Here is a 20,768-nt window from a genome sequence, read left to right on the forward strand (position 1 = left end):
CACGAACGACCGACCAAACGCACACAGGACCGAGCGGCCGAACGCTCGCGCGACCGACCGACCGAACGCACGACGAACCCGAGACACGACACGCGACCGACCGAACACGACCCCAGGACACACGGAGGATAACAATGGCACGATTGGAACTCGACAACGTAACGAAGGTGTACGACACGCAGGCCGAGACGATCGTCGCGGTCGAGGAACTCGACCTCGACATCAAGGACGGCGAGTTCATCGTCGTCGTCGGACCGTCCGGCTGCGGAAAATCGACGACGCTGCGGATGATCTCCGGACTCGAGACGATCACGGACGGCGAGATCCGGATCGCCGGCGAACGCATCAACGAGAAGGCGCCGAAGGACCGGGACATCGCGATGGTGTTTCAGTCCTACGCGCTGTATCCCCACAAGACGGTCCGGGGGAACATGGCCTACGGCCTCCAGTTGAGTACCGACCTCGACGACGAGGAGATCGATCGCCGCGTCGAGAACGCGGCGGAGATGATGGGCATCGAGGACCTCCTCGAGAAGAAGCCCGGATCGCTTTCGGGCGGCCAACAACAGCGGGTCGCCACGGGACGGGCGATCGTCCGGGAACCGTCCGTGTTCCTGTTCGACGAGCCGCTTTCGAACCTCGATGCCAAGCTGCGAAAGCACATGCGGACCGAGCTGGCGCGAATCCACTCGGAAGTCGGGATCACGACGGTGTACGTGACCCACGACCAGGAGGAGGCGATGACGATGGCCGACCGGATCGTCATTCTCGAGTCGGGAACCCTCCAGCAGATCGGCACTCCGAAGGAGGTCTACCACGAGCCGACGAACCAGTTCGTCGCGGACTTCATCGGGAGTCCGAGCATGAACTTCCGGGACGTCACCCTCGAGCGCAACGACGACGGCACGGGAACGCTCGTCGGCGACGGGTTCGAATACGAGCTGACGGAGCGGTTCCTCGAGGGCGTCAGCGAGGATGCCCCCTCGGACCTCGTCTTCGGCGTCCGTCCCGAGAGCGTCGCGATAAACGCGGACGTTCCGGAGGAAAAGCAGATCAAGGCGGAGGTCGACGTCGTCGAGGTCGTGGGGTCGGACAACTTCATCTACCTGGATCTCGCGGACCAGGAGTTCCGCGCCCGCACGCCGACGGAGATCGAACCGGAGGAGGGCGAGATCGTGACGATGAGCTTCGACGAGGACGACGTTCACCTGTTCGACGCACGCTCGGGGGACGCCGTCGTCCACGGATACGCCGACGAGGACCTGACGACCGCACCCAGCCAGTGAGGATGGACTCCACCTGAGAGGGTCTCTACCGGAGATATTCTCCACTTCGACGATCGACGTCGTCCGGCGTCGTCCGCAGGGATGACGTTTCCACACGCGAGCGACACAACGCTTTTGCCGACGGGTTCACGATGGGTATCAATGTCCTATGAGATCGCGTTGATCCCGGGGGACGGCATCGGAAACACGGTCGTCGACGCCTCGCTTCCGCTTCTCGATGCGGTCGGCGACCGAGAGGGGATCACGCTCGAGTACACCGAGTTCGACTGGGGGAGCGAACGCTACCTCGAGCAGGGATCGATGATGCCCGACGACGGCGTCGATCGGCTCCGACCTCACGACGCCATCCTGCTCGGCGCGGTCGGCCATCCCGACATCCCCGATCACGTGACGCTTCGCGGGCTGATGTTGCCGATCCGAAAGCGGCTCAACCAGCAGGTCTGCAAGCGGCCGTCGATCCTCTACGAGGGCGTCGAGAGCCCGCTTCGCGGCTACGAGGGCGGCGACATCGACTTCGTCGTCTTCCGTGAGAACACCGAGGGCGAGTACGCCGACGTCGGGGGGCGCGAACACCGCGGGTTCGATCACGAACTCGCGATCCAAAGCGCCGTGTTCACGCGGGAGGGCACGGAGACGGTCGTTCGTGCCGCCTTCGAGGCCGCCCGCGAGCGCGACGGGAAGTTGACGAACGTGACGAAGTCCAACGCCCAGGCGTACGGCATGGTGCTTTGGGACGAGATCGTCGCGGAGCTCTCCGAGGAGTATCCCGACGTCGAGGTGGAACGGCTGCTCGTCGACGCCGCGGCGATGGACTTCATCCGCCGGCCCGAGGCGTTCGACGTCGTGGTCGCCTCGAACCTCTTCGGCGACATCCTCACCGACGTGGGGGCGATCATCGCGGGGAGCATGGGACTCGCCCCGTCCGCGAACCTCTGTGTCGACGGCGACGCCCCCTCGATGTTCGAGCCGGTACACGGCAGCGCCCCCGACATCGCCGGACAGGGGATCGCCAACCCGCTCGCGACCGTCCTCTCGGGCGCGATGCTCTTCGACGAGCTCGGCGAACCCGCCGCGGCTGGCCGGCTTCGACGCGTCGTTCGCGAACAGCTCGCCGATCCGAACGCGCCGCGAACCCCCGATCTGGGGGGCGATTCCGGCACCGAGGCGGTGGTTGCGGACCTTCTGGACCGGCTCGAGGACTGAACGCGACACGACCACACATCGAGCCAACGCCTTCGACGGGTCAAAACGCGACCGCTCGCGCGTGTGGGGCCAAACGCGTGACCCGTTCGGTCGTCGTCGCGTCTCCGTCGTCCCCGGAAGGTCGTTCCACGGATTCGAAGCGATCGCCGAGCCGCGAGAGCTTCGTCGCGTTCTCCTCGGGGATCGATCCGTCGGTGGCTCGCTCCGAGAGCGCCTCGGCGACCGACTGCTCGGCCGCCCTCAGACGACGCTCGATCCGGTCGGCCCGTTCGAGCTGCTCGCTCGTCGGCGACCCGGCGCGGGCCGACGCGAGGTACCGTCTGGCGTCGTTCGACGCCCGCAACGCGTTTCGTCCCTGCTGTGCGACGAGTTCGCTGTCGTTTTGCGCCCATCTGACCTCCGTTTCGCCCTCCGCGACGACGTCCGCGAGGAACGACGCCTTCGAGAGCTGCGTGTCGGTCTCGGAGACGCTCGGATCGACGTCCCCCTGCACGTCGATTCCCACGAGCACGACCCGCTCGGCGGGGTTGTACGCGTCGGTCGGATACGCCCCGGCGCCGACGGCCGCGGTGCCGGCGACGAGCAGAGTGAATATGAAGACCCCGAGGAACACCCGCGGGGCGCCCTTGATCGGTTGCAGCCCCTGAAACGGATTCTCACGCGTTCGATCGAACGTGAGCGAACAGGCGTCGCCGACCACGTCGCGGACGTCGGCCGTGCGCTCTGAGGCGCCGGTGACGACGACGCGTCCGCCCCGCGTGATCCGGACGAAGGTGTTGTGGAAGCCGCCGTGTCGGATCGACAGCCCCGGGCCCTCCTCGAAGGCCTCCCGTTCGGTCTCGTCGTACTCCTCGTCCCGTTTGACCGCGTCGCGAACGGTCTCGAGGGTTTCGACGGGGTCGTCGATCGACGATTTCGAGACGAAGACCGATCCCTTCTCCGCGCTTATCCCCGTCTCCGGGTCGGCGAGACGGCGGCGGAGCCTCGTGATCGCCCGGTTGAGCCGTGCGAGCCCGTACGGAAGCCCCGCGGCCACGATCCCCGTTGCGATCGCCGGAAGAAACCGAACGGGGGTACCGTAATGGATGACCCCCCAGAGGGCGAAGACGACCACGCCGGCTCCGCCGCCCCACGAGAGTCCGCGAAGCTTGTTCATCTCAACCGAAGAAGGTCCGTTTTACCCGACCGAGGATTCCGACCGTTCGGGCCTCGCTTTCCTCCCGGCAGACGGGCCCGAGCTTGCGCTCGAGGTCCGCTCGATCCTCGAAGCGGTCGACGTCGGCCTCCTGGAGGAGCTCCGAGAGCATCATCGAGTTCCCGTCCTCGTCGATGGCGACGTTCTCCATCGGCATCGATCGCTCGAGCCGCCGCGTGGACACCGGATACGACCACCCGGACTCCTCGATGAGCTCGTGTACCGCGTCGGGGCCGTGTCCCATGTTCCCACGACGGACATCGGCACGCATAAAGACATCGCCACGCGGTCCCCGCCGTTTTGAATCCCCCCGCCGTGGCCGTCATTCGACGTCCCGGACCCCCTCGTCGGTGATGACCCGGTCGACGAGTTCCATCGGCGTCGCGTCGTAGGAGGGGTTCTCGACCGCGACGTCCGCGATCGGCTCGCGCATCACCTCGACCGGCGCGCGGTCGTCGGTCTCGAAGTGGAACTCCTCGATGAGCTTGCTGCTCGAGCCGACCACGGTCACGGGTACCCCGAGGTGGGCCGCGGTCGCGGCCAACGGGAAGGTTCCGATCCGGTTGTAGTAGGTCTCCCCGCTGATGCAGGTCATTCCGAGGACGACCCGGTCGCAGTTTCGGAGGGCGTAGCCCATCGCGCCGTCGACGACGATCGTCGCCTCGACGCGGGGATTGCCCGCGAGCACCCGGGCCGTCCGGCGGCCGAGGAACCGTGGACGCGCCTCGGTGACGTACGTCGACAGCTCGATTCCGTCGGCGGTCGCGGTCTCGATCGCCTCGAGGACCGTCGTCGAGTAGTCGTGTGTGAGGACCGTCTCCCCGTCGGAGAAGGTCTCCGCGGCGTTGGCCGCGGCCTCCCGCTTGCTCGATTCGACGTCGGCGACGACGCGATCGATGGCGTCCTCGAGGAGCCGTTTTCCCTCCTCGATCGAGGCCGCCTCGCCGACGACGGACCGTTCGACCTCGCGGAGCGCGTTGTGCAGGCTCGCGTGGGAGGTGTCCGAACGACGGAGCACGCCCGCGTTCTGTTCGAGGTCCCGCTCGAACTCGTCGAGGGAGGCGTACTCGCGATCGAGCAGCTCCGCGAGCGCCTCGGTGGCCTTCACCGCGACGACCGAGGAGCTGTGGGTCTGCATCTCCCGGATCTCGGCGACGGTCTCGTCGATCATGTCCGATCGGTCGCGGGCCGATCAAAAAGGGGTTCCGGGCGCCGCTTCGGCGCGTCGATCGCGCGTCGCCGTGCGTTCGTTATAAATCGACGGCGGCCCTCGGCTCCCGCATGTCCGATACCGACCGATCGATGCGGCTGACCATCCTCGGGTCCGGTAGCGCGATGGCGGTCCCCGACCGCGCACAGACCGGCCTGCTCCTCGAGTCGGACGACCGCGCGCTGCTCGTCGACTGCGGCAGCGGCGTTCTCGGTCGGCTCGCCGGAACCGACGTGGGCTACGAGGGCGTCGGATCCGTCCTCTTGAGCCACCACCATCTCGATCACGTCTCGGACCTGATGGCGCTCCTCAAGGCCCGGTGGCTCGCCGGCGAGGAGCACCTCGAGGTCGTCGGCCCGCCGGGAACGAAGTCGCTCGTCGACGGGCTCCTCGACGTTCACGACTATCTGGAGGGACGCATCGATCTCGCGATTCGCGAGGTCGGCTCCGAACGCCCCGTCTCCGTGGCGGGCTTCGAGGTGGCCGCACGGGAGACCCGCCATTCGATGGCGGGTCACGCCTATCGGTTCGCGCCCGCGGACGGAGCGACGGATCCGGAGGACGGGCCGATCGTCTTCTCCGGCGACACGGAGGCGTTCGGGGGGATGGCCCGCTTCGCCGACGGCGCCGACGTCCTCGTTCACGACTGTTCGTTCCCCGACGAGGTCGACGTCTCGAACCATCCGACGCCGACGGGGCTCGGCAACGCGTTGGCGGACGCCGACGTCGACGTCCGTCGACTCTATCTCACGCACCTGTATCCCCACACGCGGGGGCGGGAATCGGAGATGAAGCGCGCGGTCACCGCGGCGGGGTTCGACGGCGAGGTCCGGATCGCGCGGGACGGACTCCGGATCTCCGTGTAGCGGGCTACGACGGAGCCGATCGAGAGAGGCGTAACCGAACTATTCCTCGAGGATCTCGCCGTCCTCGCGCGCCTCGCGATCCTGGTCGACCCGCTTTCGTACGTCGACGCGGTAGTCCGAGAGGATGTCACGGCCCAAGAGCAACGGGTAGTCCATGTGGCTGCGGTCCTCGACGCTCGCGGTCACGGTGTGTTGGGTGCCGCCGATGCCGATCACGAGGTCGACGACCGGTCGGGCCTTTCCGGACTTGACGCTGCCGGATTTCACCCGCGTCATGCTCTTTATCGGCCCCGCGCCGATCTCGGCGGCGAGCCCGGTGTCGATGCTGGTCCGCGTCGCGCCGGTGTCGGACTTCGCGAGCGCCTGGGCCGACCCCGAGGTTCCGGTCGCGACGACCTCCTCTATGTAGCCGATGATCGGCGTGTCCTCGGCGGTCGACCGCCGAACGTCGGGCGCACAGTCCGGTCGCGAATCGTCGAGCGTGTTCGAGAGCGTGGCCACGCGGTCGTCGTCGACCTCGCCGCCGGCCTCCTCGATCGCCAGCTTGGCGATGTGTGGCGCCGGCGAGACGCCGGTCGCCTGAAAGAGCCCCTTGAACCCGGCGGTCGGATTCACCTCGAGGACGTACCAGCCGTCGTACCCCTCGACCAGGTCGACCCCGGCGTAATCGAGGTTCATCACCTCGGCGGCGTAGAGAGCGGTCTCGGCGGCCTCCTCGGGCATGTCGTCGACGGCGTTCTCGACGGCGCCGCCGAGGGCGACGTTCGTCCGCCAGTCCCCCTCGGGCGCATAGCGGTACATGGCGCCGACGATCTCCTCGCCGACGACGTAGACCCGGAGATCGCGGTGTTCCTCGGAGTCGCGTTCGATCAGCTTCTGGAGGAACGCCTGCCGGTTTCCGACCTTCGGGTTGACCGGCTCCGTGAGGTCGACCTTCCAGGTTCCGCCGCCGTGCGTCCCGATCGCGGTCTTGTAGACGCCGACGTCGCCGAACCGCTCGCGCCCCTGGTTGAGCCGGTCGTTCGAGAGCGCCAACAGCGCGTCGGGGACCCGGACGTTCCAGTCGGCGAGCGTGGCGGCCGCGGCGAACTTGTGGACCGCCGCGAGGACCGCGTCCGGCGTGTTCAACATCGGTCGGATCCGCTCGAAGGTGGTGGCCAGTCCGAGCAGCTCCGCGGGTTGGTCCGTGTTCGAGAGCAGCAGTCGATTCACCACGACGTCGACGTCGGGCTCCATGCGGACCTCGCCGTCTTCGATCTCGACCGCGGAGTTCTCGCGTCTGACCCAGGCCGGCTCGTGGCCAAGATCCTCTATCGCGTTCAAGATCGCCTTCGTCTCCTTGCTGTTGTGCAGCGATAACACGCCCACCCGCGCGGTGTCCTCCGTCATCGTCCGATCATGCACCGGAAGTGGGTAAAAACGTCCGATATCGATCCCGATATCAGGGGAGATAATGACGTCGAAAATCGACGGACGTCGTCGACGGGTACGTGAGATGTCCGGCGGGAGCCACCGACGCCGACGTCGAGGTCGCCCGCGACATGGAGTCGGGTTCGCGTCGACGTCGTCACGGGAGTCGACGCCGAGCCCGCGCCGGCATATATATACACCCGCCGACGTTCGGTGGAGTATGGGAGACGGGGAGGCGTTCACCTACAACGGGGGTCGGGTCGGACCGGGGGAGCGACAGAACGTTCGGTACGGCATCTCCGAGACGTATCTCGGGGACCCGGTTCGCATCCCGGCCACGATCATCAACGGCGAGCACCCCGGGCCGACCGCGTTCCTGTCGGCCGCCGCCCACGGCGACGAGCTCAACGGCATCGAGGTGGTTCGGGAGGTCGCCCACGAGTGGGACCTCTCGAAACTGGCGGGCACCCTCGTGTGTCTGCCCGTGTTGAACGTCCCGGGGTTCCTGGCCCAACAGCGCTACCTCCCGGTCTACGACCGGGACCTCAACCGGTCGTTTCCGGGCAAGGAGGGGTCGACGAGCTCGAAGCGGATGGCCCACCGGATATACACGAACTTCATCGAGCCGTGCGACTTCGGATTGGACTTTCACACGTCCACGCGCGGGCGGACCAACATGCTCCACGTCCGCGCGGACATGGCCGATCCGGACGTCCACCGGCTGGCGCTCTCGTTCGGCTCGAACGTCGTGATAGACAGCGAGGGACCGGACGGAACGCTTCGCGGTGAGGCCACCGCGGGCGGGGTCCCGACGATCACCATCGAAATGGGCGAGGCCCATCGGTTCCAGCGGGGTCTGATCGACGAGGCGCTCGAGGGGGTGCGGTCGACGTTCGCGGAGTACGAACTGCTCGAGGAGACCGCGGTCCGCTGGCCGGGGTGGCGGACGATCATCTCCGGATCGAGCGAGAAGACGTGGATCCGCGCCGACGCGGGCGGGATCGTCGACATGCACCACGAGCGGGGCGCGCTCGTCCACGAGGGCGACCGGATAGCCACGATCACGAATCCGTTCAAGGACGACGACGCGGCGGTCGAGGCCCCCTTCACGGGGCTGCTCGTCGGCGTCCTCGAGAATCCCGTCGTCTATCCCGGAAACCCGCTTTGTCACCTGCTCGAACTTGACGTCGAGACCAGACGCATCCTCGAGCGCGAGCAGTCCGGGGGAACCGCCCGCGACTCCGAGGAAACCTAACCCGTCCCGATCGGCGGGCCGCACCGCGTCGGCGTGTCGACGACGCGGGGTTTATACGACCGGACGGCCTAGCGTGGCCGATGTCAGACCGGGAGGACGAGACGCCGCGTTCCGTCCCGCGACCCGAGGCGCTCGAGGCCTTCTTCCACCTCGTCGACGTTCGACGCGACGGCGAATCGATCCGCTACGTGGGCGAGTCGCTCGTCCCCGAGCGGGCGTTGCTGCGCCAGGTCACCCCGGCGTTTCACGAGGCGGGCTACGAGGTCGACCTGCGGACGGGCCGGGACGAGGACGTCCTCGTGGCCCGCCCCATCGGAAGTCGACCGGAGGGGATCCCGTGGCTCAACGTCGTGATGTTTCTCGCCACGGTCGTCTCGACGCTTTTCGTCGGCGCCTACGGGTGGTACTACGTGCCGATCTCCGCGATCCGGTCGAATCCGCTCGTCCTGCTTCAGGCGTGGCCCTTCACCGCCGCGGTCCTCGGCGTGTTGATGACCCACGAGCTCGGCCACTACGTCGCCGGTCGCTACTACGGGGTCAACGTCTCGTTGCCCTACGTGATCCCCTTCATCTTTCCGTTCGGGACGCTCGGAGCGATCATCCGGATGAAGGGACAGATGCCCTCCAGGCGCGCGCTCTTCGACATCGGCGCCGCCGGCCCCATCGCGGGGCTTTTCGCGACCGTCCTCGTGACGGCGATCGGGCTGTCGCTCGATCCGATCTCGGTCCCCGATCGCGTGATCAGCGAGTCGAGCGAGATGATCGTCTTCAACGACCCGCCGCTTCTCACGTGGATCGCCGAGGCGCTCGGCCGCCCCACGGCGTACGGGGACCCGACGCAGTCGGTCCACCCGGTCGTCATCGGCGGATGGGTCGGGATGTTCTTCACCCTCCTCAACCTGCTCCCGGTCGGCCAGCTCGACGGCGGACACATGATGCGGGCGATGATCGGTCGCCGTCAGGAGACGGTCGCCTCCCTCGTGCCGGGCGTGCTCTTCGTCCTCTCGGGGTACCTCTACTGGGTGCTCGATTACGGGCTGAACGAATCCGTCGGCCTGTGGGCGTTCTGGGGCGTCTTCGCCGCGTTCATCGCGGCCAACGGCCCGGCGAATCCCCTCGACGAGTCGGAGCTCGGCTGGCCCCGGCTGCTCGTCGGCGTTCTCACCTTCCTGCTCGGAGCGACCTGTTTCATGCTCGTCCCGGTGCAGATCGTCGGCGCGTGATCCGGTTCAGCGGGGCGTGGTTCGGATCGCCGACGCGTGAGACTCACTCGGTTCGCCCGTGCGTGTAGCCTCGGTCCGCGAGAGGGTCCCCGTCGGCGGTGACTCCGCGCTCCGCGGGAACGACCGATCCGATCCGGCGGATCGGTACCGGCGATCGATCGTTGACGACCGCGAACTCCTCGTCCGGAACCGTGACCACGAGCTCGAAGTCCTCCCCGAAGTGTGCCGCCAGATCCCACCGGTCCTCGGCGTCGACCGCGACCGACTCGACGGCCGGGTCGACGGGCACCGCCGATCGGTCGATCGCGAACCCCACGTCGCTCGCCTCGGAGAGCTGGTGGAGCGAGCGCGCGAGCCCGTCCGAGGAGTCCATCATCGCGGTCGCGTGCGGTCGGAGCCGCCGTCCGGCCTCCACGCGCGGCGGAAATCGGAACAGCTCGTTCGCGCGTTCACGGTCCGACGCGGCGTCCTCCGTTTCGCCCGCCGAGGCGGCCCGCTCGAAGAGCCGCACCGCGGCCGCGCTTCGACCGACCGTCCCGGTCACACAGACGGCCTCGCCGGCGCTCGCGCCCGAGCGCCGGATCGGATCGTCGGTCTCGCCGATCGCCGTCGTGGCCACCGTGAACTCCGAGTGGCGATCGAGATCGCCGCCGACGTAGTCGCCACCGACGAACTCACAGACGTCGACCGCGCCGTCGATGAACGCCTCGAGCGCCTCGGGGTCGAACGCGGCGTCCGCGTAGACGGCCACGGCCGCTGTCGCCTCGGCGCCCATCGCGGCCACGTCCGAAAGCGAGGCGCCGACCGACCGCCACCCGGCGGTATACCGCGTCGTTCCGGCCGGGAAGTCGCTTCGGTCGTGGAGCATGTCCGTCGTGATGACCGTCCCGTCGACGACGGCCGCGTCGTCGCCCGCGTGGGCCAGTCCGTCGGCGATCCGTGAGAGCGCCTCGCGTTCGTCCATCGGACGGGGTTCGAGTTCCCCCGATAAAAAACGTCGAGGCCGGCCGTCGAAGCGAGGGCGACCGCCGTGGCGGCGGCCGCTCGACGCGAGAGCGAGTCGCCGATGGCGGAGGGTGTCGGCGACGGCGGGGTTGTCACCGCCGCACAGGGAGTCCTCCAAGACGATGCCTTTAACCTTCACAGGGAAGAATTCGCCTCCAATGGTGAACATCTACGACGTCCCGGCGGACGCCCTCATCGAGGAGGCCGCCGAGCGACTCGCCGATCGGATCGAGGAACCGGAGTGGGTCGAGTTCGCGAAGACCGGCCCCGACCGCGAGCTGCCGCCCGAACAGGAGGACTTCTGGTACGTCCGCTCGGCGAGCCTGCTTCGAAAGGTCGCGAAGAACCAGCCGATCGGCCTCGAGCGGCTGGCGACCGAGTACGGCGGGAAGAAGCGCGGCACGAACCGATACGCGGTCGCCCCCGGCTCGCACGCCCCCGGCTCGCGAAACCTCATCCGAACCTCGCTGCAGGCGCTCGAGGAGGAGGGGCTCGTCGAGACCGCACAGGGCGAGGGGCGCCGCATCACCGACGAGGGACACACCTTCCTCAACGAGGCCGCCGAGGCCGCCTTCGAGGAGCTCGACCGTCCCGAGCTCGAGCGATACGCGTAATCGCCGATCGTCCGCTTTTCGGCCGTCGGCGTCCGCTGATTCGGCCCCGATCGTCGTCGATCGATCGCCCCCGATCGTTGTCGGCCGATCGGATCGCTCCCGACCGGATTCTCGCTCTTCGGGATCGATCCGTCGAGTTAAGTTCTCGCGACGGCCACTCTCGGGTATGAGCATCGGCAAGCTACTCGAGGGAGAGGATCTCACGCCGCGACAGATGGGCATCATCTCCGGCCTCTGGCTGGCGCTCGTGATCGTCACCGCGTTCGTCTTGGCCTTTTGGCCCTGAACGCGATCCGGTGGCTCCGATCACGGAATACCGTTCCTGATCGCGACCGCCGAAGCCCGATCTCGGCGGCGATCGAGTTCCTCCGCGACCGGGAGTCAAGACTGGTGGGTCCGTCAATCCGTCATTGCAGGACGACGCAAGAACCGAACGAAAAAAGACGGCACGTGGAGGTGAGACGAGATTTTCGTCGTGGAATCCGTCCTCGGAAACTCCGTTTTCAGAAGGTCTCGAGGTAGCGGTCCTCCTCCCACTCGGAGACCTGGGTGAGGTACTCGCTGAACTCCTGTGACTTCGCCTCGGGGAACTTCTCGGAGGTGTGGGGGCCGAGCGCGTCGAGGACGACGTCGTCGCTCTCGAGGGCCTCGACCGCCTCGCCGAGGTTCGGCGGGAGCGTCTCGATGCCGTACTCCTCGCGTTTCTCCTCGTCGAACTCGTAGATGTCCTCGCGGACCGGATCGCCCGGATCGGCCTCGTTCTCGATGCCGTCGAGGCCGGAGGCGATGAGGGTGGCCAGCGCGAGGTAGGGATTACACGACGGGTCGGGACTGCGGACCTCGAAGCGCGCGGAGACGCCCGCGGCGTCCGGAACCCGGATCAGCGCCGAGCGGTTCGTATCGGACCACGCGACGTAGATGGGCGCCTCGTAGCCGGGGACGAGCCGCTTGTAGGAGTTCACGGTCGGGTTCGTGACGGCCGTGAACGCGGGCGCGTGGTTCAACACGCCGCCCATGAACTGGTAGGCCGTCTCGCTCAGGTTGAACTCGTCCGAGTCGTCGGCGAAGGCGTTGTTGCCGTCCTCGTCGAAAAGCGAGATGTGGCTGTGCATGCCCGACCCGTTGATCTCCGCGATCGGCTTGGGCATGAACGTCGCGTGCAGGTCGTGTTGTTCGGCGACGGCGCGGACGACCGCGCGGAACGTCACGATGTTGTCGGCCGTCGAGAGCGCGTCGTCGTACTTGAAGTTGATCTCGTGTTGTCCCTCGGCCACCTCGTGGTGGCTGGCCTCGATCTCGAAGCCCATCTTCTCGAGCGTGAAGATGATCTCCTTGCGGACGTCGGAGGCGAGGTCCTTGGGCGCCAGATCGAAGTAGCCGCCGTTGTCGTGGGGGATCGTCGTCGCGTTGCCGTCCTCGTCCTTCTCGAAGAGGAAGAACTCGGGCTCGGGGCCGATCGAGACCGAATAGCCCATGTCGTGGGCCTTCTCGAGGACCGACTTGAGGACCTGACGCGGGCCGCCGACGAACGGCTCGCCCTCGGTGTCGACGATGTCACAGACGACGCGGGCGGCGCCGCCCTCGCCGTTGCTGCGCCACGGGAGCACGGCGAAGGTCTCCGGGTCCGGGATGAGCCGCATGTCCGACTCCTGGATCCGGACGAACCCCTCGATGGAGGAGCCGTCGAAGTAGATCCCCTCGGTCAGCGCCTTCTCGGCCTGGTGGGCCGGGATGGAGACGTTCTTGACGACGCCGAGAATGTCGGTGAACTGGAGGCGGAGGAAGTCGATGTTCTCCTCCTCGATGCGGTCGAGAACTTCCTGGTCTTCGGCCGTGAGGCCGCCGTCCGATATGGTGTGTTCGTCCGTCATGTTCTGGACACCTCCTTCGAATATCCCTAGTATAAAGGCCTTGTCGATTGGTGCATAAGACGCCGAGGGGGTTTCGAAATTGGATGTTCGTAAAGTTATTCACCCCCTAGGCCGTGGGTGAGTGTAATGACGTACGAAAACCTCGACGCCAAGCTGATAAACGCGCTCTTGGGCAACGGTCGAGAGAGCCTTCGAAGCCTCGGCGAGGAACTCGACGTCTCGGTCACGACGGTCTCGAACCACCTCCGCGACCTCGAAGAGGAGGGCGTCATTCGCGGATACACGCCGATCGTCGACTACGGCGAGCTCGGCTACGACGTCACGGCCATCATCCAGCTCAAGGTCGAAGGGGACGCGCTTCCCGACATCACGGACCGGCTTCGCGACGAAAAGCGGATGATCACGGTCTACGAGGTCACCGGCGACTACGACGTGATCGCCGTCGGGAAGTTCGAGGACACCGACGACATGAACGACCAGATCAAGTCGCTTCTCACCGACGCGAACATCCGCGAGTCCAACACCTCCGTCGTGTTGAACGCCGTGACCGAAAACGAACAGTTCGAGTTGGAACTCGACCCCGACGAGTAATCCGGGTCGAACCGGATATTCATCGCACCCGGCCGGGATCGTCCTCGCGTCCGATCAGAAGCCGTCCTCGAAGACGAAGGTGCCGTTGCGCTGGACGACCTCGCCGTCGACCTCGATGACCGAGTCCTCGCTCATGTCCACGATCATGTCGACGTGCTCCGCGGACTCGTTGCGCTCGTTCCCCTCGCCGACGCAGTCCTCGTAGGCCGATCCGACGGCCATGTGGACGGTGTCACCCATCTTCTCGTCGAAGAGCATGTTGTAGGTGAACCGGTCGATCTGTCGGTTCATTCCGATGCCGAGCTCGCCGAGGTATCTCGAGCCGTCGTCGGTATCGAGGATCGATGCGAGCAGGTCCTCGTTGCGCTCGGCCGAGTGGGAGACGACCTGCCCGTCATCGAACCTGAGCCGGACGCCCTCGATCTCGCGTCCGTAGCGATAAAGCGGCAGATCGAAGTACACCTCCCCGTCGACGCTCTCTCGAACCGGCGCCGTGAACACCTCGCCGCCCGGCAGGTTCGCCTCGCCGTAGTCGTTCAACGCCGTGTTGCCGGCGATCGACATTCGCACGTCCGTCTCCTCGCCCGACCGGATCCGGATCTCCTCGGCGTCGTCGAGGATCTCCACCAGTTGCGCCTGGAACTCCCGCTGGGCGTCCCAGTCGAGCGAGACGGCGTCGTAGACGAAGTTCTCGTAGGCCTCCGTGCTCATCCCGGCGAGCTGTGCGTGCCCGGACGTCGGCGCCTGCGTGAGACACCACGTCTTCGATAGCCGCTCCTCCTTGATGTCCCGCCTGGCCCGGTTGTAGGCCGCGTTCGTCTCGGGGTCGACGTCGGCGCCCTCGGTGACGTTCGCGCCCCCGCGGGCGATGATGAACGCGTCCGTCTCCTCGAAGAAGGCGAGCTCGTGGCTCGGCTCGTCGAAGGAGTCCGTCGCCCGCTTGAACGCCCGGCTCGCGCGGTCCGAGTTCGAGACCCAGATCGGGTTCGCGCCCCGGTCGCCACACAGCTCGTGGAGGGCGACCGCGAGGTCCTCGGCCTCCGGCGGCAGCTGGATGACGACGTTCTCGCCCGACTCGATCCCGGTCGAGTGGTCGACGATGACCTCCGCGTGTTCGCGGATTCGTGGGTCCATACCGACGACTCTCCCTCGGAGTGGAAACCGGTTTCGGACCGCCGGGAACGCGTTCCTCGTCCCGGGCTTAATCGGCCGATTCGGGCTCCTGTCTGGCGATCTCCGCCGAGAGTTCCTCGGCACCGACGCCCGTGAGCTGTTCGGTGAGTCGCCCCGTCACCGCGCGCGCCTCCGCGAGTTCCATGCCGGCGACGGCGCGAACGAGCGCGACGGCACGGTCGGTTCTGGCGCGCTGCCAGGACTCCTCGCGCGACTCGTAGGTTCGGACCGCCCGCAGGAAGTCGATCCGGGAGAACTCCGGCCAGTAGGGCGCACAGAAGTAGACCGCCGCCTCGTTGCCGTTGGCGTGCCACGGCAGGAAGTTCGAGGTCCGCTCGTCGCCGCCGGTTCTGACGATCAGATCGACGTCGCGGAGCGACCGTCGGTAGAGCCGCGATTCGATCTCCGCGACGTCGACCGCGTCCGGATCCAGGGTTCCCTCGGCCACGTCCGCCGCCACGTCGCGAGCCGCCGTGAGAAGCTCGTTTCGGCCGCCGTAGGCGAGCGCGACGTTGAGCCGGAACGACTCGTTCGAGGCGGTCCGGTCCTCGGCGTATCGGACGGCCTCCCGAACGCGAGCGGGGAGTCGTCCGACGTCCCCGATGGCGTGGATGCGGACGCCCTCCTCGTGGATCCGATCGGCGTCCGCGAACTCGCGGAGCTTCTCCTCGAGCAGATCGAAGAGCGGTTCGAGCTCCTCGTCGGGCCGATCGAAGTTCTCCGTCGAGAAGGCATAAAGCGTCAGCTCCTCGATGCCGAGGTCGCCACACCACTCGAGCACCTGTTCGGTCGTCGAGGCGCCCGCCTTGTGGCCCTCCGGAGCCTCCTCGCCCTGCTCGCGAGCGTACCGCCGGTTGCCGTCCTGGATGATCGCCACGTGGGTCGGCGGATCGCCGATCTCGCGGCGGAGCACCCGCTCGTAGGCCGACTCGAACCACGAGCGCGCACTCTCGATCACGTGCGGGTGGACGCAAGCCGCCGATATGTGTCTTTTGTGTCGACGTGCGGAGGGGCCGCGCCAACACTTAACAGAGAGGGGACCGACGCTCGAGACATGAGCGACGTACTGTCCGACGAGGAGATCGAACGAAAGCTCCCGGAAGGGTGGGAGCGCGACGGCGAGGAGATCACGCGCCGCTACACCTTCGACGACTACCTGGACGGCATCGCCTTCGCGAGCGCCGTCGGCGAGGTCGCGGAGGAGGAGTTCCACCACCCGGAGATCCGGATCGATTACGAGGAGGTCGAGGTCCGCTTTACCACCCACGAGGCCGGCGGCATCACCGACAGCGACGTTCGGCTGGCCCACCTCGTCAACGACGAGTACTGACCGACCTCGATGAACGGTACTGACCGACCTCGATGAACGGTACTGACCGACCTCGATGAACGGTACTGACCGACCTCGATGAGCGATCCGGCCGGCTCCGCCGAGTACGTCTTCGGCGTCACGGTACGTTTCAAGCCGACCGAGGTCGACGTGTCTCCGGACCGGTTCGAGACGACGATGTCGATTTCGGCACCCCGTCCCGGCTTCGAGGGATGGCGACTCTTCCGCGAGTGGCTCTGGCGTGGTGAACTCACGGACGACGATAGGTTCACCCGCGTCGCCGAGGAGCGGCTCGGGCTGGAGGCGGCCTCGGGCGTCGACGTCGTCGCCGTCGACTTTCGGGAGCTTCGAACCGATCGGCCGTACCTCGATCGGCTCCGTGAGGCGATAGCCGAGGACCTCGAGGCGTACAACGCGGACGACGTCGACTCGGTCCTCCACAAGTACCTCGGATCGTCGATCCACGTTCGCGAGTGAGTCGCACGACGAGCGATCCGACGGAACGTCGAGCCGCCACGGATCCGGGGTGAAGTGCCACAATACTGATACGGATGGGACGCGGATCCATCCCCAGTCCCCGCATGAACCTCGACATCGACGGCGGCAAGATCCTCTACGCGCTCGGCGTCGTCTTCGCGCTCGGCGCGTTCGCCTACTTCGTCCGCGACGTGGTGTTCGGCCTGTCGATCACGGTGAAAGCCGCCCTGCTTTTCGTGACCTTCCTCGCGTTCCTCCTCGTCGGCCTGTCCGTCGACCGGGGCGCGCTGGACGTCGTCGCATACGCCATCGCGGCGCTCGCGTACGTGGTCCTCCTCGCGTACCTCATCACCCGGTATGACCCCACGGAGACCGGCGTGTTCGGCCTGTTCGCCGTCTCCGCGGTCCTGTTCGTCGGACTCGGATACGTGGTCCGCCAGGGCGGCGTGGCGGTCCCGGCTCGAACGCTTCGATACGGCCTCCTCGCGCTCGCCGCCGTCGGACTGCTGCTCGTCGGCGCCGACGTCGCGACCGCCGGCGTCACCTACGACGCGGAACTCGACGAGGAGGTCACCCTCAACGTGCCCGAGGGTGCACTCGAGGGGGACGGCCCCCGAACCGTCCCCCTCGAGGGGCGGATCGGAACGCTCACCGCGACCAACGCCGGGCCCTTCACGCGCCCCGTCGAACTCCCCTCGATGGCCGGCTGCGTCGTCGGCACCGACGCCGTCACGGAGAACGACGCCTGGATCAGCTATCGACCGCGGAGCTACGAGCGCCCCGACCGGATCGCGGGCGGCGAGACGCGGGACCACGACGTCCATGCCGAGATTCCGGTGGCTTCGAATGCGACCGACGATGGATCGATGACGTTCGCGGTCGAACGCGCCGACGACTGCGACGTCTCGCGCGAGGAGCCGACGATCGTCGTGATCGTGGGCGGGGATTCGAGCGACGCGCGGCCGCCGCTCGTGGCGGACTGATCGGGCTCTTCCGATCTCCTCCGGTCAGGATCCCCCGCTCGCGGAGTCGCCCTCGTGTTCTCGAAGCGCCCCGTAGAGTACGGCAAGCGCGGAGTCGACCGTTCGGCGTTTGACCGCGTCGCGGTCGCCGTCGAGTACGAACCGATGCGCGCGCACGTACGACTCCCCGGTTCCCCAGGGGGCCGCGTACGCGACGCCCACGTACACGAGACCGACGGGTTTTCCGTCGCGTCCGCCCCCGGGGCCGGCGATCCCGGTCGCCGAGACGCCCCAGGTCGTATCCGACCGGTCCCGAGCGCCGCGGGCCATCGCCTTCGCGACCGGCTCGCTCACGGCGCCGTGCGCGTCGAGCGCCTCCCGGGGGACCGAAAGCTCCTGGCGTTTGGCGTCGTAGGCGTAGGTCACGAACCCGCGATCGAAGTAGTCGCTCGACCCCGGCACGTCCGTGATCGCGGAGCCGATCAGCCCGCCGGTCAGCGACTCCGCGGTGGCGAGCGTCTCGTCGCGTTCGCGAAGTAGCTCCCCGACGAGCGCCTCGATCGGCTCCTCGCCCGTCCACCGCCCGTCGACGAGCCGGTCCGGAAGGATCGCCCCCGCGGACGCGTCGGCTTCGCCGTCCTGGGTCTCGCTCATGGCCGTGGGTAGGTCGCGATCGGTGTTAAACGTCGGCGCTCCCGGAGCGTATCGACGGTGGCCGCGATCGACGGGTAAAAAGTCCCGCCGGGCCTATCGACCCCCATGCAGGTCGAATGCCGGTTCTTCGGACCGTTCCGCGAGGACGTCGGCGAGCGATCGGTTCAGCTCTCGACCGACGCGGAGACCTACGGCGACCTCCTCGCGGAGCTGGAGCGCGCACATCCGGCTCTCGAGGGACGGATCCTCGACGACGGATCGCTTTCGGGCGACGTCTCCGTGACGCGGGACAAACGGAACATCCGCCAGATCGACGGCCTCGAGACTCCGGTCGAGGACGGCGACGTGATCCGTCTGACCCCCTCGATAACCGGGGGATTGGACGGGCGACCGTGACTGCCTCGGGGATTGACTGTGACAGCCTCGGGGCTTGACCGTGACAGCCTCGAGAGGTGACCGTGATCACCCCGCGTCCTTTTGTCCTCGGGGATCCAACGTTTCGGCATGAAGCGACACGTCCACCTCGTCGTCGGTCTGTTCGGGTTGCTTGAGCTTCTGTGTCCGCGCCCGGTCGTCGCCGTTTTGACCAGACTCGCCTACCGCACTCCCGACTCGCTCGAGATCCGAGAGTGGGTCTACACCGCCGCGCGGATCGAGGGCGCGGCCTTCGTCCTCCTCGCGCTGGTGGGGCTGTACCGGTCGGCCGACCGACCGGCGGAGTCGGACGGCCGCGCGTCGACGTCCGGCGACGCGTCGGAAAGCGCGTCGGAAGCGGCGGCCGAATCCCGAGCCTGTCCGATCTGCCGGATCGCCGGCGGTTCTCGAGGATTCGGACGGTGTCCGGTCTGTCGAGTCGTCGACCGCGCGGCCGACCGATCCGGGAAGTGAGGCCGGGAGGTGACCGGCCGAATTCGTGGAGGCCGCTGAGAGCCGCGAACGTGGATCCGCCGGTCGAGCGCAGAGACGTCGGTCCGATCGTGGACCCTCGATCGCTCCCTTCGACATCAAAAACTGTGTATCTGTTGCGTGGATTTTGTAGACAAGATTTTTAATCGCGTTCCACGTGGACGTAGGTATGGACGTTCCGGCGATAGAGACGCTTCACTTCGAGGACGCACCGTCCGTCGATTCCGCTCCCGGCCCGCGAGCGCGCGAGCTGCTGGAGAAACAGCGACGGATCGACTCGAGCGCGGTCGCGTATCCCGAGGACATTCCGCTCGTTCCCGAAGCCGGCAGCGGGGCGACGGTTCGCGACGTCGACGGCAACACCTTCATCGACCTCTTCGGCGGCATCGGCGTGTTGAACGTCGGCCACTCGAACCCCTACGTGCTCGAGGCCGCCCACGAGCAGGCCGACGATCTCGTCCACTCGATCGACTTTCCGACCGAGGCGCGCCTCGATCTGATCGAGCGTCTCAACGACATCGCTCCCCCCGGGCTGAAGGATCAAAACCGGTTCGTCTTCGGCGGGCCGACCGGAACCGACGCGAACGAGGCCGCGATCAAGCTCGCGAAGTACAACACGGGCGGCGACGGATTCATCGCCTTCCGGGGCGCCTATCACGGAACGTCCTCGGGCGCGATGAGCATCACCGGCAACAAGAAGTTCAAGGGCCACTACACGCCGCTTTTGAGCGACGTCGTCCACGCGCCCTACCCCCATCCCCTCCGGCAGGACAAGGCGCCGGAGGAGGCCGTCGACCACGCCCTCGAGGAGGTACAGGCGATCCTCGAGGACCCCTACGGCGGGCTCGCGAACCCCGCGGGGATGATCGTCGAGCCGATCCAGGGCGAGGGCGGCATCATCGAGCCGCCGGAGGGGTTCCTCCAGGGGCTTCGCGATCTGGCGACCGACAACGACGTCCCGTTGATCTTCGATGAGATCCAAAGCGGGTTCGGCCGGACGGGCGAGTGGTGGGCCGGCGAGTGGTACGACGTCACGCCGGACGCGATGACCACGGCGAAGGCGCTCGGCGGCATCGGCTTCCCGCTTTCGGGGATGATGTACCACGAGGACCTCGACACCTGGGGATCCGGCGACCACGCCGGGACCTACAGGGGCCACGTCGTGGCGATGCGTGCCGGCGTTCGCGCCATCGAGTACATCGAGGCCACGAACCTGCTCGCACACGCCCGCGAACTGGGCGAGGCGATCCGCAAGCGGTTCCACGAGATCGCCGAGACCACCGACTCCATCGCCGAGATCCGGGGCAAGGGTCTGTTCATCGGCGTCGAGTTCCGCAACGAGAAGGGCGAGCCCGACGGCGATACGGTCGACGCAATCCAGGACTACTGTTTCGAACACGGCGTCCTCGTCTGGAAGGCCGGCCGCCACGGCAACGTCCTGCGACTCATCCCGCCGCTCGTGTTGACCGAGGCGCTCGCGGAGACGGCTCTCGAGATCATCGCGGACGCGATCGACGAACACGCCGACTGAGAACCT

General features: G+C 67.2%; 22 protein-coding genes. 13 read left to right on the forward strand and 9 right to left on the reverse strand.

Features of this window, described 5'->3' with window-relative positions:
- Nucleotides 1-134 precede the first annotated feature (134 nt).
- Together ACZ5YD_RS01845 and ACZ5YD_RS01850 are read left to right on the forward strand one after the other, a co-directional pair.
- A complete protein-coding gene (locus tag ACZ5YD_RS01845) occupies nt 135-1,286 on the forward strand; it encodes an ABC transporter ATP-binding protein (protein ID WP_379740343.1) in 1,152 nt (383 codons plus the stop codon).
- Nucleotides 1,287-1,427: 141 nt separating this feature from the next.
- Nucleotides 1,428-2,489 (forward strand): isocitrate/isopropylmalate dehydrogenase family protein, encoded by a 1,062-nt coding sequence (locus tag ACZ5YD_RS01850; protein WP_379740340.1) that lies wholly within the window; start codon nt 1,428-1,430, stop codon nt 2,487-2,489.
- Nucleotides 2,490-2,529: 40 nt separating this feature from the next.
- On the opposite strand, the gene ACZ5YD_RS01855 is transcribed toward ACZ5YD_RS01850, so the two are convergent.
- The 3 genes from ACZ5YD_RS01855 to ACZ5YD_RS01865 all read right to left on the reverse strand — a co-directional run bounded on the left by ACZ5YD_RS01855 (nt 2,530) and on the right by ACZ5YD_RS01865 (nt 4,855).
- Nucleotides 2,530-3,645, reverse strand: coding sequence for a hypothetical protein (locus ACZ5YD_RS01855; RefSeq protein WP_379740337.1), 1,116 nt, complete (start codon nt 3,643-3,645; stop codon nt 2,530-2,532).
- A gap of 1 nt (nt 3,646) precedes the next feature.
- Nucleotides 3,647-3,928 (reverse strand): hypothetical protein, encoded by a 282-nt coding sequence (locus ACZ5YD_RS01860; RefSeq protein WP_379740334.1) that lies wholly within the window; start codon nt 3,926-3,928, stop codon nt 3,647-3,649.
- Nucleotides 3,929-4,006: 78 nt separating this feature from the next.
- A complete protein-coding gene (locus tag ACZ5YD_RS01865) occupies nt 4,007-4,855 on the reverse strand; it encodes an eIF2B alpha/beta/delta subunit family protein (protein ID WP_379740331.1) in 849 nt (282 codons plus the stop codon).
- Nucleotides 4,856-4,986: 131 nt separating this feature from the next.
- Between ACZ5YD_RS01865 and ACZ5YD_RS01870 the strand changes: the two genes are divergently transcribed.
- On the forward strand, nt 4,987-5,760 hold the full coding sequence (locus ACZ5YD_RS01870) for an MBL fold metallo-hydrolase (protein ID WP_379741323.1): 774 nt from the start codon (nt 4,987-4,989) through the stop codon (nt 5,758-5,760).
- A gap of 39 nt (nt 5,761-5,799) precedes the next feature.
- On the opposite strand, the gene ACZ5YD_RS01875 is transcribed toward ACZ5YD_RS01870, so the two are convergent.
- A complete protein-coding gene (locus ACZ5YD_RS01875) occupies nt 5,800-7,149 on the reverse strand; it encodes a RimK family alpha-L-glutamate ligase (protein WP_379740328.1) in 1,350 nt (449 codons plus the stop codon).
- Between the two features lie 241 nt (nt 7,150-7,390).
- On the opposite strand from ACZ5YD_RS01875, the gene ACZ5YD_RS01880 reads away from it, so the two are divergent.
- Nucleotides 7,391-8,425 (forward strand): succinylglutamate desuccinylase/aspartoacylase family protein, encoded by a 1,035-nt coding sequence (locus ACZ5YD_RS01880; protein WP_379740325.1) that lies wholly within the window; start codon nt 7,391-7,393, stop codon nt 8,423-8,425.
- An 80-nt stretch (nt 8,426-8,505) separates the two neighbouring features.
- On the forward strand, nt 8,506-9,648 hold the full coding sequence (locus ACZ5YD_RS01885) for a site-2 protease family protein (protein WP_379740322.1): 1,143 nt from the start codon (nt 8,506-8,508) through the stop codon (nt 9,646-9,648).
- A gap of 43 nt (nt 9,649-9,691) precedes the next feature.
- Here ACZ5YD_RS01885 and thiL read toward each other — a convergent pair whose 3' ends face one another.
- Nucleotides 9,692-10,612, reverse strand: a complete 921-nt coding sequence (thiL, locus tag ACZ5YD_RS01890; RefSeq protein ID WP_379740319.1) for a thiamine-phosphate kinase — start codon at nt 10,610-10,612, stop codon at nt 9,692-9,694.
- 199 nt (nt 10,613-10,811) lie between these two features.
- Here thiL and ACZ5YD_RS01895 point away from each other — a divergent pair, with 199 nt between their 5' ends.
- Complete coding sequence (locus ACZ5YD_RS01895) at nt 10,812-11,267, forward strand: 30S ribosomal protein S19e (RefSeq protein ID WP_379740316.1); 456 nt, start codon at nt 10,812-10,814, stop codon at nt 11,265-11,267.
- Nucleotides 11,268-11,770: 503 nt separating this feature from the next.
- Here ACZ5YD_RS01895 and glnA read toward each other — a convergent pair.
- Nucleotides 11,771-13,138, reverse strand: coding sequence for a type I glutamate--ammonia ligase (gene glnA / locus ACZ5YD_RS01900; RefSeq protein ID WP_379740313.1), 1,368 nt, complete (start codon nt 13,136-13,138; stop codon nt 11,771-11,773).
- A gap of 126 nt (nt 13,139-13,264) precedes the next feature.
- Between glnA and lrp the strand changes: the two genes are divergently transcribed.
- Nucleotides 13,265-13,729 (forward strand): HTH-type transcriptional regulator Lrp, encoded by a 465-nt coding sequence (gene lrp / locus ACZ5YD_RS01905; RefSeq protein ID WP_379740310.1) that lies wholly within the window; start codon nt 13,265-13,267, stop codon nt 13,727-13,729.
- 54 nt (nt 13,730-13,783) lie between these two features.
- Here the strand turns inward: lrp and ACZ5YD_RS01910 are convergent, their stop codons facing one another.
- Together ACZ5YD_RS01910 and uppS are read right to left on the reverse strand one after the other, a co-directional pair.
- Nucleotides 13,784-14,863 carry an aminopeptidase gene (locus ACZ5YD_RS01910; protein ID WP_379740307.1) on the reverse strand — a complete coding sequence of 360 codons (1,080 nt, stop codon included), beginning with the start codon at nt 14,861-14,863 and terminating at the stop codon, nt 13,784-13,786.
- 67 nt (nt 14,864-14,930) lie between these two features.
- The gene (gene uppS, locus ACZ5YD_RS01915) at nt 14,931-15,860 is read right to left on the reverse strand and encodes a polyprenyl diphosphate synthase (RefSeq protein ID WP_379740304.1); all 930 of its coding nucleotides are present in this window, start codon (nt 15,858-15,860) and stop codon (nt 14,931-14,933) included.
- Nucleotides 15,861-15,956: 96 nt separating this feature from the next.
- Here uppS and ACZ5YD_RS01920 point away from each other — a divergent pair, with 96 nt between their 5' ends.
- The 3 genes from ACZ5YD_RS01920 (at nt 15,957) to ACZ5YD_RS01930 (ending at nt 17,692) form a co-directional block, all read left to right on the forward strand.
- Nucleotides 15,957-16,232, forward strand: coding sequence for a 4a-hydroxytetrahydrobiopterin dehydratase (locus ACZ5YD_RS01920; protein WP_379740301.1), 276 nt, complete (start codon nt 15,957-15,959; stop codon nt 16,230-16,232).
- A gap of 78 nt (nt 16,233-16,310) precedes the next feature.
- Complete coding sequence (gene lwrS, locus ACZ5YD_RS01925) at nt 16,311-16,709, forward strand: LWR-salt protein (protein WP_379740298.1); 399 nt, start codon at nt 16,311-16,313, stop codon at nt 16,707-16,709.
- A 104-nt stretch (nt 16,710-16,813) separates the two neighbouring features.
- Nucleotides 16,814-17,692, forward strand: coding sequence for a hypothetical protein (locus ACZ5YD_RS01930; protein ID WP_379740295.1), 879 nt, complete (start codon nt 16,814-16,816; stop codon nt 17,690-17,692).
- Nucleotides 17,693-17,716: 24 nt separating this feature from the next.
- On the opposite strand, the gene ACZ5YD_RS01935 is transcribed toward ACZ5YD_RS01930, so the two are convergent.
- Complete coding sequence (locus ACZ5YD_RS01935) at nt 17,717-18,325, reverse strand: CinA family protein (RefSeq protein WP_379740292.1); 609 nt, start codon at nt 18,323-18,325, stop codon at nt 17,717-17,719.
- Nucleotides 18,326-18,430: 105 nt separating this feature from the next.
- Here ACZ5YD_RS01935 and ACZ5YD_RS01940 point away from each other — a divergent pair, with 105 nt between their 5' ends.
- From ACZ5YD_RS01940 to ACZ5YD_RS01950, 3 genes are all read left to right on the forward strand, one after another.
- Nucleotides 18,431-18,721 (forward strand): ubiquitin-like small modifier protein 1, encoded by a 291-nt coding sequence (locus ACZ5YD_RS01940; protein ID WP_379740289.1) that lies wholly within the window; start codon nt 18,431-18,433, stop codon nt 18,719-18,721.
- Between the two features lie 108 nt (nt 18,722-18,829).
- Entirely contained in the window at nt 18,830-19,213 is a 384-nt protein-coding gene (locus ACZ5YD_RS01945; protein WP_379740286.1) for a hypothetical protein, read from the forward strand.
- A gap of 187 nt (nt 19,214-19,400) precedes the next feature.
- Entirely contained in the window at nt 19,401-20,762 is a 1,362-nt protein-coding gene (locus tag ACZ5YD_RS01950) for an aspartate aminotransferase family protein (RefSeq protein ID WP_379740283.1), read from the forward strand.
- The last annotated feature ends 6 nt before the right edge of the window (nt 20,763-20,768 follow it).

It is taken from the genome of Halopenitus salinus, assembly GCF_055397165.1.

What these genes read in the sequence shown, in the direction of transcription:
- ACZ5YD_RS01845 (WP_379740343.1), top strand. Translation starts at nt 135, where the DNA reads ATGGCACGATTGGAACTCGACAACGTAACGAAGGTGTACGACACGCAG.
- ACZ5YD_RS01850 (WP_379740340.1), top strand. Translation starts at nt 1,428, where the DNA reads ATGTCCTATGAGATCGCGTTGATCCCGGGGGACGGCATCGGAAACACG.
- ACZ5YD_RS01855 (WP_379740337.1), bottom strand. Translation starts at nt 3,645, where the DNA reads ATGAACAAGCTTCGCGGACTCTCGTGGGGCGGCGGAGCCGGCGTGGTC.
- ACZ5YD_RS01860 (WP_379740334.1), bottom strand. Translation starts at nt 3,928, where the DNA reads ATGGGACACGGCCCCGACGCGGTACACGAGCTCATCGAGGAGTCCGGG.
- ACZ5YD_RS01865 (WP_379740331.1), bottom strand. Translation starts at nt 4,855, where the DNA reads ATGATCGACGAGACCGTCGCCGAGATCCGGGAGATGCAGACCCACAGC.
- ACZ5YD_RS01870 (WP_379741323.1), top strand. Translation starts at nt 4,987, where the DNA reads ATGCGGCTGACCATCCTCGGGTCCGGTAGCGCGATGGCGGTCCCCGAC.
- ACZ5YD_RS01875 (WP_379740328.1), bottom strand. Translation starts at nt 7,149, where the DNA reads ATGACGGAGGACACCGCGCGGGTGGGCGTGTTATCGCTGCACAACAGC.
- ACZ5YD_RS01880 (WP_379740325.1), top strand. Translation starts at nt 7,391, where the DNA reads ATGGGAGACGGGGAGGCGTTCACCTACAACGGGGGTCGGGTCGGACCG.
- ACZ5YD_RS01885 (WP_379740322.1), top strand. Translation starts at nt 8,506, where the DNA reads ATGTCAGACCGGGAGGACGAGACGCCGCGTTCCGTCCCGCGACCCGAG.
- thiL (WP_379740319.1), bottom strand. Translation starts at nt 10,612, where the DNA reads ATGGACGAACGCGAGGCGCTCTCACGGATCGCCGACGGACTGGCCCAC.
- ACZ5YD_RS01895 (WP_379740316.1), top strand. Translation starts at nt 10,812, where the DNA reads ATGGTGAACATCTACGACGTCCCGGCGGACGCCCTCATCGAGGAGGCC.
- glnA (WP_379740313.1), bottom strand. Translation starts at nt 13,138, where the DNA reads ATGACGGACGAACACACCATATCGGACGGCGGCCTCACGGCCGAAGAC.
- lrp (WP_379740310.1), top strand. Translation starts at nt 13,265, where the DNA reads ATGACGTACGAAAACCTCGACGCCAAGCTGATAAACGCGCTCTTGGGC.
- ACZ5YD_RS01910 (WP_379740307.1), bottom strand. Translation starts at nt 14,863, where the DNA reads ATGGACCCACGAATCCGCGAACACGCGGAGGTCATCGTCGACCACTCG.
- ACZ5YD_RS01920 (WP_379740301.1), top strand. Translation starts at nt 15,957, where the DNA reads ATGAGCGACGTACTGTCCGACGAGGAGATCGAACGAAAGCTCCCGGAA.
- lwrS (WP_379740298.1), top strand. Translation starts at nt 16,311, where the DNA reads ATGAGCGATCCGGCCGGCTCCGCCGAGTACGTCTTCGGCGTCACGGTA.
- ACZ5YD_RS01930 (WP_379740295.1), top strand. Translation starts at nt 16,814, where the DNA reads ATGAACCTCGACATCGACGGCGGCAAGATCCTCTACGCGCTCGGCGTC.
- ACZ5YD_RS01935 (WP_379740292.1), bottom strand. Translation starts at nt 18,325, where the DNA reads ATGAGCGAGACCCAGGACGGCGAAGCCGACGCGTCCGCGGGGGCGATC.
- ACZ5YD_RS01940 (WP_379740289.1), top strand. Translation starts at nt 18,431, where the DNA reads ATGCAGGTCGAATGCCGGTTCTTCGGACCGTTCCGCGAGGACGTCGGC.
- ACZ5YD_RS01945 (WP_379740286.1), top strand. Translation starts at nt 18,830, where the DNA reads ATGAAGCGACACGTCCACCTCGTCGTCGGTCTGTTCGGGTTGCTTGAG.
- ACZ5YD_RS01950 (WP_379740283.1), top strand. Translation starts at nt 19,401, where the DNA reads ATGGACGTTCCGGCGATAGAGACGCTTCACTTCGAGGACGCACCGTCC.